Source organism: Paeniglutamicibacter selenitireducens (assembly GCF_051550675.1).
GTDB lineage: Bacteria > Actinomycetota > Actinomycetes > Actinomycetales > Micrococcaceae > Paeniglutamicibacter.
The window spans coordinates 194,682-208,940 of sequence record NZ_JBPULF010000006.1 but is presented as its reverse complement, the minus strand read 5'-3'; the positions used below and the strand labels follow the sequence as shown (position 1 = coordinate 208,940).

General features: G+C 64.8%; 14 protein-coding genes. 9 read left to right on the top strand and 5 right to left on the bottom strand.

Annotated features, from left to right (window positions below):
* Nucleotides 1-2 precede the first annotated feature (2 nt).
* Entirely contained in the window at nt 3-617 is a 615-nt protein-coding gene (locus tag ACSYDW_RS12500; protein ID WP_438339052.1) for a GNAT family N-acetyltransferase, read from the top strand.
* On the opposite strand, the gene ACSYDW_RS12495 is transcribed toward ACSYDW_RS12500, so the two are convergent.
* Complete coding sequence (locus tag ACSYDW_RS12495; RefSeq protein ID WP_438339051.1) at nt 614-1,219, bottom strand: hypothetical protein; 606 nt, start codon at nt 1,217-1,219, stop codon at nt 614-616. The genes ACSYDW_RS12500 and ACSYDW_RS12495 overlap by 4 nt on opposite strands.
* Nucleotides 1,220-1,347: 128 nt before the next feature.
* Here ACSYDW_RS12495 and ACSYDW_RS12490 point away from each other — a divergent pair, with 128 nt between their 5' ends.
* Together ACSYDW_RS12490 and ACSYDW_RS12485 are read left to right on the top strand one after the other, a co-directional pair.
* Nucleotides 1,348-2,373, top strand: coding sequence for an NAD-dependent epimerase/dehydratase family protein (locus tag ACSYDW_RS12490; RefSeq protein ID WP_438339050.1), 1,026 nt, complete (start codon nt 1,348-1,350; stop codon nt 2,371-2,373).
* A 212-nt stretch (nt 2,374-2,585) separates the two neighbouring features.
* Nucleotides 2,586-4,247: an ABC-F family ATP-binding cassette domain-containing protein gene (locus ACSYDW_RS12485; protein ID WP_438339049.1), complete on the top strand. Its 1,662-nt coding sequence runs from the start codon at nt 2,586-2,588 to the stop codon at nt 4,245-4,247.
* Here the strand turns inward: ACSYDW_RS12485 and ACSYDW_RS12480 are convergent.
* Nucleotides 4,231-4,659, bottom strand: coding sequence for a hypothetical protein (locus ACSYDW_RS12480; RefSeq protein ID WP_438339048.1), 429 nt, complete (start codon nt 4,657-4,659; stop codon nt 4,231-4,233). The two genes, ACSYDW_RS12485 and ACSYDW_RS12480, sit on opposite strands and share 17 nt — an antisense overlap.
* Nucleotides 4,660-4,867: 208 nt before the next feature.
* Nucleotides 4,868-5,755, bottom strand: a complete 888-nt coding sequence (locus ACSYDW_RS12475) for a serine protein kinase RIO (RefSeq protein ID WP_438339047.1) — start codon at nt 5,753-5,755, stop codon at nt 4,868-4,870.
* A 256-nt stretch (nt 5,756-6,011) separates the two neighbouring features.
* Here ACSYDW_RS12475 and ACSYDW_RS12470 point away from each other — a divergent pair, with 256 nt between their 5' ends.
* Together ACSYDW_RS12470 and ACSYDW_RS12465 are read left to right on the top strand one after the other, a co-directional pair.
* On the top strand, nt 6,012-6,758 hold the full coding sequence (locus ACSYDW_RS12470; protein WP_438339046.1) for a hypothetical protein: 747 nt from the start codon (nt 6,012-6,014) through the stop codon (nt 6,756-6,758).
* Nucleotides 6,758-6,991 (top strand): helix-turn-helix domain-containing protein, encoded by a 234-nt coding sequence (locus ACSYDW_RS12465; protein ID WP_438339045.1) that lies wholly within the window; start codon nt 6,758-6,760, stop codon nt 6,989-6,991. The genes ACSYDW_RS12470 and ACSYDW_RS12465 overlap by 1 nt, the downstream gene beginning before the upstream one ends.
* A gap of 435 nt (nt 6,992-7,426) precedes the next feature.
* Here ACSYDW_RS12465 and ACSYDW_RS12460 read toward each other — a convergent pair whose 3' ends face one another.
* A complete protein-coding gene (locus tag ACSYDW_RS12460; protein ID WP_438339044.1) occupies nt 7,427-8,284 on the bottom strand; it encodes an ABC transporter permease in 858 nt (285 codons plus the stop codon).
* 375 nt (nt 8,285-8,659) lie between these two features.
* On the opposite strand from ACSYDW_RS12460, the gene ACSYDW_RS12455 reads away from it, so the two are divergent.
* Complete coding sequence (locus tag ACSYDW_RS12455; RefSeq protein WP_438339043.1) at nt 8,660-9,256, top strand: TetR/AcrR family transcriptional regulator; 597 nt, start codon at nt 8,660-8,662, stop codon at nt 9,254-9,256.
* A 398-nt stretch (nt 9,257-9,654) separates the two neighbouring features.
* Here the strand turns inward: ACSYDW_RS12455 and ACSYDW_RS12450 are convergent, their stop codons facing one another.
* Complete coding sequence (locus ACSYDW_RS12450; protein WP_438339042.1) at nt 9,655-10,095, bottom strand: PaaI family thioesterase; 441 nt, start codon at nt 10,093-10,095, stop codon at nt 9,655-9,657.
* 112 nt (nt 10,096-10,207) lie between these two features.
* Between ACSYDW_RS12450 and paaZ the strand changes: the two genes are divergently transcribed.
* From paaZ to ACSYDW_RS12435, 3 genes are all read left to right on the top strand, one after another.
* On the top strand, nt 10,208-12,334 hold the full coding sequence (paaZ, locus tag ACSYDW_RS12445; RefSeq protein WP_438339041.1) for a phenylacetic acid degradation bifunctional protein PaaZ: 2,127 nt from the start codon (nt 10,208-10,210) through the stop codon (nt 12,332-12,334).
* A 195-nt stretch (nt 12,335-12,529) separates the two neighbouring features.
* Nucleotides 12,530-13,735, top strand: a complete 1,206-nt coding sequence (locus ACSYDW_RS12440) for a phosphotransferase (protein WP_438339040.1) — start codon at nt 12,530-12,532, stop codon at nt 13,733-13,735.
* 125 nt (nt 13,736-13,860) lie between these two features.
* The gene (locus ACSYDW_RS12435; protein ID WP_438339039.1) at nt 13,861-14,193 is read left to right on the top strand and encodes a hypothetical protein; all 333 of its coding nucleotides are present in this window, start codon (nt 13,861-13,863) and stop codon (nt 14,191-14,193) included.
* Nucleotides 14,194-14,259 lie beyond the last annotated feature (66 nt).

Below are 14,259 nucleotides of genomic sequence, written 5' to 3'. Positions count from 1 at the left end.
CCATGACGATGATTGAACCTGTCACCCTGCGCGGAAACCTTGTCACCCTCGAACCGTTGGGCCTGGAGCACCACGACGAGCTCGTCGAGGCGGTCCGGGACGGCGAGGTCTGGAACCTCTGGTACACCGTGGTGCCCACTCCGGAGCGGATGCGGGAGGAAATCGAACGCCGGCTGGAGGAGCAGGCGGCAGGAACCATGCTGCCGTTCGTGAGCCGGCGCAACTCCGACGGGGTGGTCCTGGGCATGACCACCTTCATGGCAATCGACTCCGGGCTGCCGCGTGTCGAGATCGGATCCACCTGGAACCGGGCCTCGGCCAGCGGCACCGGCACCAACGTGGATGCGAAGCTGCTGCTGCTCACCCACGCCTTCGAAGTGCTCGGCTGCCCGGCCGTCGAATTCCGGACGCACTGGATGAACGCGCAGTCACGGGCAGCCATCGAGCGACTCGGGGCCAAGCTGGACGGGGTGCTGCGCTCGCACACGCGCATGGCCGACGGGTCGCTGCGCGACACCTGCGTGTACTCGATCATCGCCTCCGAGTGGTCCCAGGTCCGCTCGGGGTTGGAGCACCGCTTGGCCAAGCACGCGCGGGTTGCCAATCCTGCTGGCTAGCCGCTCCCGGAAGGTTCGGGGGCGCCGGTGAACGTCACCACCGAGTACTCGTAATTTTTGCCTGCAGGAGCGCTGATGGTCAGGCTGGTGGGTTGCGAACCCGGCTTGAAACCGGAACTGAACGAAAAATAGGACCCGGCAACGCAGCCGGGGATGCTGCTACTGGCCTCCCACCCCGGATCGGGATCCGAAAAAGTGGCGACAATGGGACCGTCCGAGGTGGATCCCGGCAGGCATCCCAGAGAGAACAGCACATTGTCACCGCCGAGATGCTCGGGAAGTTCCATGTTATGTTCCCCGGCGGCCATGTTGGCAAGCACTGTTCGTTCGGTGCCCGGAATGGCCTCGGCAATGGGGTGTCTACCGTCCTGTATTTCCCGGGAAACGGCTCCTTTGGAGAGCTTCGCGATCCTTTGTTGCAGCCCCTTGGCGGAGTAGGGCTCCACTTCCGGTGGATCTTTCGTGGGGACGGCGGTGGGTGTCGGTGATTGCGCGAGGGGTTCCTGAGTGGCGGCGGGTGGCTGCGACTCGAGCGGCACACATCCGGCAACCGCCAATGTGAGTGCCAAACAACCGGTGATGCTACCGAGGATCCGTTTCATGGCCCGAGTCTACATACCACCCGCAGCAGGTCAGTGGACGTTTCTGTCGGATTCGCCCAGCCGCTTGGGTTCTTGGCCGAGAGCGAAAGGGCATTGAACGAAGGCGCTGCGGCGTGTGGGCTCGGGGGATGACGAAAATCCTTGTTCTCGGTGGCACCGCTTGGCTGGGGCGCACGCTGTGCGAAATGTCGTTGGAGCGCGGCCACGAAGTCCATGCATTGGCCCGGGGAAGCCACGAATTCGCGGCCGGCACCCGGTCCATCATCTCCGATCGCACGCAGCCGGATGCGTACGGCGGGCCGGCCGAACACCGTTGGGACCTCGTCATCGAGCTGACCCGCGATCCATCCCAAGCATGTGGCGCGCTCGAGGCGCTGTCGGGGAGCGCCGAGCACTGGGTCAACGTGTCCTCCTGCTCCGCGTATGCCGACCAATCCACGCCCGGAATGGAAGAGGACGCAGCGGTGCTCGAGCCATTGCCTCCCGAATCGCCTGCAGCAGACTACGACTACGGCCGCGCGAAATCCTCTGGCGAGAGCATCACCATGCAAGCCCGAGGCGGCAAGGCGCTGGTGGTTCGCTCGGGCCTGATCGGTGGCCCCGGGGACCCGAGCGGGCGAAGCACCTACTGGCCGCTGCGGTTTGCCGAGGACCGGCGCCCGGTACTGGTGCCGAGCGACCCGGGGAACGAAGTCCGTGTGCAGGTCATCGATGTCCGTGACCTCGCGGCATTCATCCTCGACGCGGGTCTTGCCGGGCTGCACGGCCACGTCAACGCGGTGGGCGAAGAAACAACGCTACGCGATGCGCTGCGGATGGCCCGGGCCGCCGGCGAGGGCGGCCGCCCGTCGCGGGTCGGGACGGATCCCCGCCCTTCCATGATTCCCTACGACCTGGCGCGGCTTGAAGCGGACGGCGTCAATGTCTGGGCGGGCCCCAAGTCGCTTCCGCTCGTGCCGCCGCCCGGGCCGGAATACGCCGGTTTCGCGCGGCGGTCCGACGCGCGCTCGCTGGGCATGGGGTTGCGGCGGCGGGGCCTGCAGCAAACCTTCCTCGACATTGTCGCGGCCGCCCCCGCCAGCCCGGTTGGTTCCCTGAATTCTGGACTCAGCCCGGACGAAGAAGCCGCCCTGATTGCCGCGGTATCGGGGTGATTCCAATCCCGGGACCGCCCAGTGGTGTTTGACAGCCGTCGATGCGGGGCGTCAGGATGGAGGAGTCCCATTGTCGACGTGAGGATCACGACGTGTTGCCAGTTCTTGCCTTCGCCTAATCGCGCCAAGGAACGCATGACCCGTACCAACCACCAGGTTGTTCGCGGCATGCAGTTGTTTCGGCGCATCCTTCGTCGAATCGAGAACACCCCATGCAAAACGCCCATCCCATTGTCCTGGACCACCTCGCCTTTTCTTGGCCGTCCGGCGGCGCTGTCTTCGACGGCCTTTCCACGACGTTTTCCCGCGGGACCACCGGGCTCATCGGGCCCAACGGCTCGGGCAAGTCAACGCTCCTGCGCCTGATCGCCGGTGAACTGGAGCCGACGGCCGGAAGCATCGTTGCCTCGTCGCCGCCAAGCTACCTCGCCCAAAACATCGTCCTCCATACCGGCAGGACCGTCGCCGAACTCATGGGCATCGAGGATACGCTGGCCGCACTTGAGCGGGTGCTCGCCGAAACGTCGAAAGACCTCGAACGCGACCTGGAGGTCATCGGCGATGCCTGGGACCTGCCCGAACGCAGCGCCGCGCTCCTTCAGGGCTACCTGAACATCGACATCGACCCCGCGTTCCTGGGCCGGTCGGTGGCGACCCTGTCGGGTGGCGAAACCATGGCGGTGGCCCTCGCCGGAATCGAACTGCGGGGCAGCGGAATCATGCTGTTGGATGAACCAACAAACAACCTGGACAAGGCTGCACGGCACCGGCTCTACGGCGTGCTGGAACGCTCGCCCGGGACGGTGCTTGTGACAACGCACGACCAGACCCTGCTGCGCCTTGTCGACTCCCTGGCCGAACTCCGCCCCGTCAACGTGCGTGCACTCAGGGCGGAGAAAGTGGAGCTGGTTCGTTTCGGGGACTGGCAGTCACGCGAGGAAAGCCTGGGCCACGATCGCGACGTCGCTCAGCGGCGGCTCAGCGATGCGCGCCGCAAACTGGCCATCGAAAGGCGCCAACGACGTGAAACCGAGACGAAAATCGCTAGACGTTCCAAGCAGGGGCAAAAAGCGGCCGGATCGATGCCTAAGATCTTGGCAAACTCCCTGAAGAACAAGGCAGAACAGACTGCGGCCAAGAGCCGGGGCATCATGAAGGACAGTGAGGACTCTGCCGCCGCGGAGCTGAACGCCGCGAGGGATGCCCTGCCCGTGGAGTTTCGCATAGGCATCGACCTGCCCGAAACCCGGCTTCCTGCCGGGCGCACTGTCGTGGAAATGCCGGTGGCGGGGATTGAGCGCGGAACACTCCTGGAGGATGGCGAGCCCTTGGCCGAAGATGGACTGGTGCGCCTTCGTGGACCCGAACGCATCGCCTTGACCGGTGGAAACGGGGTAGGGAAATCAACGCTGCTGGGCCGCTTGGCGACCGAGGCAAGCGTTCCGGTGGGGTTCCTGCGCCAGCGGCTGAGTGACGGCGGCACCGATGGTTGGGTCGGGCTCAACGAGGAATTGAGCATGTTGGAGAACCTCCGCGCGGCCGCGCCCGGGGTGCCGCCGGAAGCCCTGCGCGACCAGCTGGCGGCCTTCCATTTCCGTGGCAGCAGGGTCGACGAGCCGGTGGCAAGGCTCTCGGGCGGTGAAAGGTTCCGGGTCGCGCTGGCCCAGATCCTCCTGGCCAGTCCCGCCCCGCAGCTGCTCCTGCTCGACGAACCGACCAACAACGTGGACATACCCACCGTGGAACAGCTGCTCTCGGCGCTCGAGTCCTACGGGGGAGCCATGATTGTGGCCAGCCACGACGAGGATTTTCTCGCCGCGCTGGCCACGGATCGCGAATGGGAAATGATGCGAGAGTCTACGTTGCAGGGTTAGCCATGGGACGCCGGGCGTGGACCTTGACCTCGGCATGGGCGATGGAATATGCCGCGACCTCGGCCAGTGCCAGGATCGAGAACGCATTGGCTCCGTGCAGGATTCCAAGCCATGGCGCCCCGAAAGCCGCAAGACCCAGACCCACCTGAAGCACGGCGGCCAGCAGCGTCAGCAGCGCCCACCTCAAACCCGCGTGGGCAAAGAGGGCAATGGCAACCAGTGCAAGTGCCAGGATCGGCACCACGTACATCCCGATGTTTCCGTGGAGGATGGCCCCCAGGGGAGGTCCCTCGGGCATGGTTCCCCTTTGGAGAAGTTCGATCGCTTGGAACATAGACCAGGCAACCAACGCCGCCTGGACGACGACGGCAGCAGCAATGAGGTGGGCAACGATTTTGTATGCGGTACGCACGCGTCAGTCCTTCCTGAATTTTGCTCAAGGAATTCCGAAATCATGGCCAACCAGTGGCCGAGTGGCCGCGCGGATAATGGTTGCGAGCGATGCGGCTGGTGGTGGGTGATGCGGCCCGGCACGTTAGATGCGCCCACCGTAGGCCACGGGGCCTCGACGCATCAAGCGCTGGACACCACAGGAATGTCCAGCGCTTGATGTGTCGGTCCTACCAAGCAGCAGCAATGAGCTCCGCGAGGAGTTCATCGCTGTCGACCTCGAGGCCCCGCGACGCGAACCACGTGCACATGTTCTGGCAATCGCGCTGCAGGAGGTCCACGCCGCGTTCGTTGCCGGCCAGATCCACGAACTGAGGCAGGTCGATGATCACCAGCCGGTCGCCGGCTGCCAGCACGTTGTAGGGGGAGAGGTCGCCGTGGGCGAAGCCCAGGCGGGCGAGCGTCCGCATGGCTTCAACCAGCTGGTCCCAGTAACTGCGCAGCCGTTCTTCACCGGGGTGGACTTGCTGGAGACGGGGAGCTGCGGCACCCGGGGTTTCGGGGTCCTCGATGAACTCCATCAGGATCTCGGTGCCCATGATTTGGACCGGGTAGGGCACTGGCACTCCGGCGGTGAAGCACAACCGGAGGTACTGCCATTCCGAATCCGCCCAACGGGATGCCTCGATGATCTTCCCGTAGCTGCTGGCGTTCTTCAATGCGCGGGCGTCGCGCGAACGCCGGACGCTGCGGCCCTCGGTGTAGGTGGAGGACCTGCGGAACATCTTTTGGTCCGGGGATCTGTAGCGCTTCGCGGCCAGGAGCGAGCTTTGGGAATCCGTGGCCCGCTCAATCAGGAAGACGTCGGCTTCCTTCCCGGTTTTCAGGACACCCAGTTCGGTGTCGATGGCCGCTGCATCCTCGATAACGAACTCGGGGTAGGGCAGAGGGCCGCGCATCAGCTTCTCGGTCGACGGCCAGGTCGACCAACGCTGGTCCTCGCCCAACTGGTCATCGAGCATGTTCCAGTCGGGGTTTTGTTCCGCGCCGGCCAGATCGGAGCGGAGCGATATTGGTTCAAAGCTTTCCAGAAAGTCGGTTTCTGAATAATTCTTCATGGGGATGGTAACTTCCGTGCGAAGGGGAGGTGTTGTTCGGGGTGCTCATTGGGACACTCATCGTTACCCCTCCTTCGGTAGTTACTGGGTTGCTCGTACAACAACACCACAACTGATTGATTTTTGTCAATGAGTGCTCGCCTGGTGCAAGTCGGAAGCCCGTCAAGTATCGTGTGACATAACGATAAACATTATGTTGTCCTGCATGGTTGGCCTCGCGTGACACATGCAGCCCGTCGATTCGGAGTGACCCATCATGACTGGTTTGTTTGCGCTGGCAGCCATATTGCTGCTTGCTTTCCTGGCTGCGCTGCTCGTGGCACCCTTGTTCGACGGGAAAGGCAAGGCGCCGGAAGTCCGCTTGACCCGTGGGATTGCGGTGGCTTATGTGGTTGTCGCCAGTGTGGCGACGCTATTTCGGATAGTCGAGGTTGCCGTGGCTTCGAGTGTGGAAGTCTCGATGCCGGTCGAGGAATTCTGGCCAACGATGCCGCCGGGATCCCTTCTCGATGGGACTACGGCGCAAGTCGTCTCCGGAGGTTTCAGCCAGGCTTTGGTACACGTCCAGGGCTTGGCGGCGAGCACGCGGTGGTTGCTCGGCGCTACGGCCTTGCTTCAGGGAATCGTTGCCGTGGTCATTGGGGCGGCAGTACTTAGCATGTGCAATGGCTATCTAAAGAAGACGACGTTTCGCCCCGTGCTGGTCAAGTGGTTTACCGTCACTGCCGTGGTTGTACTGGTGTGCGGTCTGGGATGGCAGATCGTAGAACAGGTCGCCGGGTTGCAGGCCTCGTCGCAAGTGCTGGGCAATAGCGGCAGCGAATGGCTGAACGCTGACCCGCCGAGGGAAGATTTGCATGAAATCGTAGGTGTCCCAGAGGCGGTCTACTTCGCGTTCACCGTGAACTTCTGGCCGGTGTTTGCGGGCCTCGGACTTTACGCCACGGCACAAATATTCAAGCGCGGACAGATCATGCAAAAAGACCTGACGGGCCTGGTCTGATGAACGCCGACGACGTTGATGGAACGTCGGAAATCGAGTGCCATCTCGGGTTACTTCTTGAGCAGCGGGCGATGACGCTAGTTGACCTCAGCGACGTGATTGGTATCAGCGTGGTGAATCTTTCGGTCCTGAAAAACAACCGCGCCAAGGCCATCCGGTTTTCCACCTTGCAAGCGATCTGCAAGGCGCTGAGCTGCGACGTTGGGGAGCTGTTGACCTACAGGGTTTTGTGATCGGGGCATTGCCGCAATGCAACCGGCAATGCCCCGAAGCCGTTGCCCGCTGCATTGCCGACCGTCCTGCCAGGTCCGGCGGGAAGCGCTGCAGATCGGTGGACTACTTCATGCTCCGCTGCTTTGGTGGACGACGCGATGGGCGGGGCCTGAAAACTGTGCCGCGAGGCCCGTCCCTCGAGTCGGGACCATGACTGTGAGGGTATCCGGCTTGCCATCGGCCGGCTTCCATGGGCTTTGAGGGGAATCCAATCCTGAATCCCATGGGGGCTCCAATCACTGTGAGCACGCCGCCGCCGCCGGCGGTCCGGCGGCGGCGCTCGGGCCCGTGTTGCGCCCATGAGGCCGAAGGCATCGTCCGTGTCTCGTTCCCCGGTTCTGGCTACTTCATCCGGGGCGCGGGGTTGGGACCGCCGTCTCGATGGGCGGCGCCCTTTAGACGGAGGCGCGAGTCCGGCTTTGTGCGCCTGCGGGGTTTGAATCGGCCACAGAGGTTGAGGGCAGATGCACTGCCTCCTCATTGCGGTGGTGGCCAAGAACTGCCAGCGCTATGCCGACTGCCGACCAGGCTGCCAGCGCCAACCAGTGACTTTCTTGGGCAGCATTGGGGAAGTATGAGATATCGCGCAGGAGAGTGCCCGTGGCGCCCGGCACGAACCACTGGCCAATTTCACCCCAATGCCACGGCAGGAATTCCTGAGGGGAGGTCAGTGACGAAATCGGGTTGCCGATGAACATGGTCAGGACGGCGCCGATCGGGATGCCGGGTTTGCCCAAGAGGGATTCCAGTCCGATGATCGTGACGGCCGTGGCGAACAGTCCCAGGCCCATGGCCAGGGAATTGACCAGATAGGGTCCGGAAAGAATGCCGAACCACCCCTGCAGGATTCCGACAAGCCCGAGTCCACCGACCATGCCGTAGGCGGCTGCGGCTCCCAATCGGCGCCGGAGTCCTGTTATGAGCAGGGAAATCAAGACGCCGCCGATCATGCCGCCCATGGCCAGCGGGAGGCCCAGCAGCGCCAAGCCGGTGCCGCGGGGATCCTCTTTGTTCAGGGGCGCGACGTCGGTCACGGTCACCGTGGGTGCCGGGGCCGGATTCAGCGCGGTCGCCACCGCTGGAAGGTCGCCGGAAGCAAGGGCTTTCTGCACCTTCGCGGCTTGCGTGGCCGCGGCCTGCCGGGCCAGGCCCTGGGTGATGCCGGTGGCTGCCTGGTTCATGATCTGGACAACGACGGGGCTTGCTGCGGATGCCGTGACGACTTCCACGCCGGATCCGTCCGCGGAAAGCACAAATGCACCGTAGGCTGTCCGCGTTTCGACCGCGTCAATGGCTGCGGCTCGATCGTCGACAGGGCTGATGGCAAAAGTGCCGGCCTGGCGCAATTGCGCTTCAAGCGCTGTCGCGGCCGGACCACTACCCGAGACGACGACGGGGAGATTGCGGACGCTTGAAGTGACCGTCGGCCAAAGGAATGCCAGCAGGACAACGGCTACAACGGCTGCGGCGCCCAATGCTGTTGCAAACGTCCGTCCCCATCGGGTGTGGGGTGTTTCTGTGGGTGGCGCGGGGCCTCCTTATTATAAAAAGAATGTTCGTTCTTTATTAAGCCATCGCATCTCCGTACGGTCAAGAACGATCGTTCTTTTTGCTGGTAAGGTGCAGTCATGCCTCGCGTCTCCGATGAACATCGACAGCTCATGACCCTTCGGATCGAGCAGGCCGCAATGGAGTGCGCTAGGCGCAAAGGCTTCGCCGCCCTGTCGATGTCGGACATCATCAGCGAATCCGGGCTTTCCGCCGGAGCCATCTACGGGTATTACAAGGGCAAGGATGACCTGCTGGCGGCACTTGCTCGCCGCGTGGTTGGCGGCAGGGCGGCATTGTTGGATGAGCTGGCCTCACGGACTCCTGTTCCCCACCCCGCTGAAGGATTGCAGGAGTTTATGGTCACTGCAACCGGCCCGTTGCGCGACGGCGGCTTGGTGATCCAAATCTGGGGCATGGCAGCAAACTCCGAGGCGATAAGTGCCATCACAGTCGGAGCCTATGGGCGGCTCTCGGAACACCTTGAAAGCTACTTGGCTGCCTGGTATCGGGATTCCCGGGGACTGTCGGTTGACGCTGCGAAAGGCGCCGCGTCGATCATTCTGCCTGCGGTGCTTGCCTTGATGCAGGGATGGATGTTCCGGGTTTCCGTGGCCGGAACCGCGAACGACGAACAGTACCTGGCAGCCGTGGCGGCCATGCTTGGCCACCTTTAGCAAGGCGAATCAGGGATCCCTGTCTCCCGGCATCCAGTGGCCCGCCGCAGCGCTTTATCGGCAGGCTTCTGGTCTTGGATGACCGGTTTTGCGCGGACGCGAACGTTTTGCGGCAGCCCGGAATTACCATGTGCGGCGCGCGACCCCACGTTTCGGGCGTGCCGTGGGATGGGATGGCCCCTCCCATGCCCGTGGGAGGTGCGACTGGAACTGCGAGACGCTGGCCTCCTGCGGCCGGCTGCACGAGAATTCTCCGGGTCGGGTTAGGGGCGAATCCCCGGGGTCGGGCCGTATTCAGGGTGTTGGCCGAGCTCTGTGACGCGGAAACGGCTCCCGTCTCGGACCTCGGTTGCAGCACCGAGAGCACTAAGCGCCATTTCTGTGAGCGCGGAGCGTCGCTACTTCTTGACGTCGATGATCAGGTTGGTGATGCGCATGGTGCACAGGCGCTGTCCGGCCTCGTTTTCGATGACGACTTCGTGGCTGGCCATCCGGCGGCCCAGGCTGATCGGGGTGGCGGTGATGGTGATGATGCCCTCGCGTGCCCCCTTGTGGTGGGTGGCGGAAACATCGACACCGACCGCTGACTTGCCCATGGTCGAGGCGTGCTTGACCGCGGCCCAGGAACCAACCGCCTCGCCGACGGCCAGCGATGCACCGCCATGCAGCAGGCCGAAGGACTGCCGGTTGCCCTCCACGGGCATGGTGGCGACGACCTTCTCCACCGATTCCTCGATGATCTTGACGCCCATTTTCTCGTCGAGCTCGCCCAAGGCAATCTGCCAGACCCCGTCCTTAGAGGTTTCCGGGGTCGGTGCTGTCGGGCGCTGTTCGCTCATCGTGGTTGTCTCCTGAAGTTCACGTCATCTGGGCACCCAAGGCTCGTGGTGTCCTGCACCATACTGTACTGTGGTTGCTAATACTGACCGATCGTTCAGGAAGGATTCGTCGATGACGACAACTCCCATGGCTCCACTTGTTCCCAGCTTCATCCAAAACGCCTGGTGGACTCCGTCCGATCCGGCCGCCGGAACCCCCGTGCTCGATGCGAACACCGGCGAAACACTGGCCACCGTCGACTCCAACGGCCTGGACCTGGCGGCAATGGTCGACTACGCACGCACCATCGGCCAGCGCGAGCTGGGCAAGCTGACCCTGCACGAACGCGCCCTAAAGCTGAAGGAACTCGCGCAGTTCCTCAACGGCCGCCGCGAAGAGCTCTACGAGATGTCCTTCCGCACCGGCGCCACCAAGATCGACTCCATGGTGGACATCGACGGCGGCATCGGCGTGCTGTTCACCTTCTCCTCCAAGGGCCGGCGCGAACTGCCGAACTCCAACGTCATCCTCGACGGGCCCATGGAAGTCCTTTCCCGCGACGGATCCTTCGCCGGCGAGCACATCTACACCCGCATCCCGGGCGTCGCCGCCCAGATCAACGCGTTCAACTTCCCCGTCTGGGGCATGCTGGAGAAGTTCGCCCCGGCCTTCATCGCCGGCGTCCCGACCATCGCCAAGCCGGCCACCCCCACCGGTTACGTCGCCGAGGGCATGGTCCGCCTGATGGTCGAATCCGGCATCCTGCCCGAGGGCTCCATCCAGCTGATCTCCGGTTCCGCGCGCACCCTGCTCGACGTGCTGGACTACCGCGACATGCTTTCCTTCACCGGCTCGGCCTCCACGGCCTCCTCGCTGAAGGCCCACCCCAACGTCGTCGACGGGGGAGTGCGTTTCACCGCGGAGACCGACTCGCTGAACGCCGCGATCCTCGGCCCCGACGCCGTCGCCGGCACCCCGGAGTTCGACGCGTTCGTCAAGGCCGTCGTCACCGAGATGACGGTCAAGGCCGGCCAGAAGTGCACGGCCATCCGCCGCACCATCGTTCCCGCAGCCCTTGTCGACGACGTGGTCAAGGCCGTGGGCGAGCGCATCGAACAGCGCGTGGTCATCGGCGACCCGCGTGCCGAGGGTGTCACCATGGGCGCCCTTGCCTCGCTGGAACAGCTGCGCGACGTGCGCGCCGCCGTGGAAGCGATGGTCGCCGCAGGCGGCGAGATCGCCTACGGCACCCTCGACGCACCGGTGGTCCGCACGGCCGGGGGCGAACAGAAGCAGGTCGACGCCGGCGCCTTCATGTCGCCGCTGCTGTTGACCTGGGACGACGTGAACAACGAGGCAGTGCACAGCCTCGAGGCCTTCGGCCCTGTCAGCTCCGTGATCGGCTACTCCGACCTCGACGACGCCATCCGCCTGGCCGCCATGGGCTCCGGCTCGCTGGTCGCCACGGTCTGCACCAACGACCCGGAGACGGCCCGCACGCTCAGTGTCGGCATCGCCTCGCACCACGGCCGCGTGCACATGCTCAACCGCGAAACCGCGCGTTCCTCGACGGGCCACGGCTCACCTGTTCCGCACCTGGTCCACGGCGGCCCGGGCCGCGCCGGCGGCGGCGAGGAACTCGGCGGCATCCGCTCGGTCAAGCACCACATGCAGCGCACCGCCATCCAGGGTTCGCCGAACATGCTCACCGCCGTCACCGGGATCTGGCACACCGGCGCCGACCGCGTGATCGCCGGCTCCGCGGAATTCGGCGCCGTCGAGGGTGCCATCCACCCGTTCCGCAAATCGCTGGCCGAGCTGAAGGTCGGCGACTCCTACGCCTCGCCGCTGCGCGAAGTGACGCTGGAGGAGATCACCGCCTTCGCGAAGGAAACCGGCGACACCTTCTACGCGCACACCGATGCGGCCGCCGCCGAGGCAAACCCGTTCTTCCCGGGCATCGTCGCGCACGGCTACCTGCTGGTTTCCTGGGCCGCAGGGCTCTTCGTCGAGCCCGCACCGGGGCCGGTCCTGGCCAACTACGGCCTGGAGAACCTGCGCTTCATCACCCCGGTACCGGCCGGGGACTCGATCCGCGTCACGCTGACCGCCAAGAAGATCACCCCGCGCGTCACCGACGAATACGGGGAGGTTGCCTGGGATGCTGTCATCAACAACCAGGCCGGCGAGATCGTTGCCACCTACGACGTGTTGACCCTTGTCGAAAAGGAAGACACCACCTACGCGAACTGGGCCTGACCCCTCGTTCCCGGCGTTTCCCACGGCGTTGGACCTGTTGCCCCGGCAGCGGGTCCAACGCCGTTGGCGTCTGGCGGACGCGCTCTTACGCCAAGTCATGTGCCGGATGTTTGTGGTGGTGCGCTCCGCGATGTGAGAAGGTAGCGAGCATGCATCCCGGAACCATCCGCGACAACGAAGGCAGCCCGTCCCGACATGACTGAGATCAAGAAGCGGTGGAGCGAAGCAGAGCAGCTGGAGTTCTTCGGCTCCGGGGAGCTTGCCGAACTGCTCTCCGGAGTGGTGCGCCCGCTGGGGCTTGCCGACGCGCGGATCACCGTCATCGAGCTGCACCACCGCCCCGGTGCCGGGGTTTCGGGGGTGTTCGAGGCCGCAAGCGGGGACTCGATCCTGTACCTGGGTGCCACCGCCGAAAAGCTGGACCCGGTTCCCGAAGGCGTCGTGACGATTTCCAGCCCCCGCGGGCAGGTCGGGGTATGGCTCCATCCGGCGGACCCCCGCCTTCCGGGCCTCGCCGTGGCAACGACGCCCGAATCCGTGCAACGGCACTGGGGGCGCGGGCGGACCCTGAACGACCTCAGGACCCTCGCCTACCGGCCCTTGCGCCGCGCGGTGCTCAAGGCCACCTTCGACGACGAGCAGGAGATCTTCCTGAAGGTGCTGCGCCAGGACGGAGACACGCTGTACCGCAAGCACCTGGCCCTTGCCACCGCGGGAATCCCTGTCCCGGAACCGCTGGGCCCGCCGCTGGACGACGTCCTGGCATTCGGGAAGGTCCGCGGCGTTTCCCTGGCGGAAGAGCTCATGCACGGTGAATCCATCCCCCTGCAACCGGAAACGGTTCTTGCCCTGCTCGACGGGCTTCCCGCGAGCCTCATGGATTTCCCCGCACGCCCCGCCTGGTCCGACCGGTTGGGCTGGTACGGCCACGCCGCCCAGACGGCGCTTCCGGGGGAGGCCCAACGGATCGGGGCGCTGGTGCAACGCCTGGGGCGGATCCTGGAGGGTGCCGAACGCGGCGAACAGGTTCCAACGCACGGCGACTTCTACGAGGCCAACATCTTCGTCGAGCATGGCGCGGTGGCTGCCCTGCTGGACATCGACTCGGCGGGTCCCGGATACCTGGTGGACGACCTGGCCTGCTTCATCGGGCACCTGGCGGTCCTTCCCGCACTGGATGCGCGGTACTCCCGCGTTCCGGGCTACTTCGACACCTACGCCGCGTCCTTCGCCGGCGCCCTGGAGGCCCGGGGTGTCGGCGCCGACGGGCTCTTCGCCCGCGCTTCCTGCGTGGTCCTCTCGCTTGTGGCCGGTGCCCGCGACGAGGAAGACCCCTGTTGGCGCGACGCGGCGCTGCGACGCCTCGACCTGGCCGAGGGGCTGCTCGCGCGGATCCCCTGAGCCAGGTGCCGCGGCGAGGTTCGCGAACATGAGAGCTCTCTCATCTCCCTCTCCTTTTCTGCTCACGATGGCGGGCCATGCTTGAAGCACGACAGAAAGCCAGCCCATCCAAGGAGTAGGGAATCATGAAGAAGTCACGAGTGTTGTGGTCGGTCACCGGAGCCCTGGGAATCGTGTCGCTCGGCGCCGGAGTGGCAATGGCCCAGCCGGCAGCCACCGTTGCGGAACAACCGGCCGTGCAGGCAGTGGCACAGCAACATGCTGCTGCGGCGCCGGTGGCCACCGTCTCCGATTCGGCCCAGACCGCCCAGACCGCGGTGTCGGCGAAGACCGCGGTGTCGGCCAAGACGGCGGTGACCGCTGCATCCGCGGTTTCCCCGATGTCACCGAAATCCCCGGTTTCCCCGGTTTCCGCGCTCAGCCCGTTGTCTGCCCCGTCGGCCCCCACGGCGAACTAGACCCGCTGAACGCGGTGCGAAAAGATCCCCGGCTTTCCCCCGAAGCCGGGGATCTGCCATGTCACG

Excerpts from the sequence above, each read along its gene's own strand:
- ACSYDW_RS12500 (WP_438339052.1), top strand. The coding sequence starts at position 3 with ATGACGATGATTGAACCTGTCACCCTGCGCGGAAACCTTGTCACCCTC.
- ACSYDW_RS12495 (WP_438339051.1), bottom strand. The coding sequence starts at position 1,219 with ATGAAACGGATCCTCGGTAGCATCACCGGTTGTTTGGCACTCACATTG.
- ACSYDW_RS12490 (WP_438339050.1), top strand. The coding sequence starts at position 1,348 with ATGACGAAAATCCTTGTTCTCGGTGGCACCGCTTGGCTGGGGCGCACG.
- ACSYDW_RS12485 (WP_438339049.1), top strand. The coding sequence starts at position 2,586 with ATGCAAAACGCCCATCCCATTGTCCTGGACCACCTCGCCTTTTCTTGG.
- ACSYDW_RS12475 (WP_438339047.1), bottom strand. The coding sequence starts at position 5,755 with ATGAAGAATTATTCAGAAACCGACTTTCTGGAAAGCTTTGAACCAATA.
- ACSYDW_RS12470 (WP_438339046.1), top strand. The coding sequence starts at position 6,012 with ATGACTGGTTTGTTTGCGCTGGCAGCCATATTGCTGCTTGCTTTCCTG.
- ACSYDW_RS12465 (WP_438339045.1), top strand. The coding sequence starts at position 6,758 with ATGAACGCCGACGACGTTGATGGAACGTCGGAAATCGAGTGCCATCTC.
- ACSYDW_RS12455 (WP_438339043.1), top strand. The coding sequence starts at position 8,660 with ATGCCTCGCGTCTCCGATGAACATCGACAGCTCATGACCCTTCGGATC.
- ACSYDW_RS12450 (WP_438339042.1), bottom strand. The coding sequence starts at position 10,095 with ATGAGCGAACAGCGCCCGACAGCACCGACCCCGGAAACCTCTAAGGAC.
- paaZ (WP_438339041.1), top strand. The coding sequence starts at position 10,208 with ATGACGACAACTCCCATGGCTCCACTTGTTCCCAGCTTCATCCAAAAC.
- ACSYDW_RS12440 (WP_438339040.1), top strand. The coding sequence starts at position 12,530 with ATGACTGAGATCAAGAAGCGGTGGAGCGAAGCAGAGCAGCTGGAGTTC.
- ACSYDW_RS12435 (WP_438339039.1), top strand. The coding sequence starts at position 13,861 with ATGAAGAAGTCACGAGTGTTGTGGTCGGTCACCGGAGCCCTGGGAATC.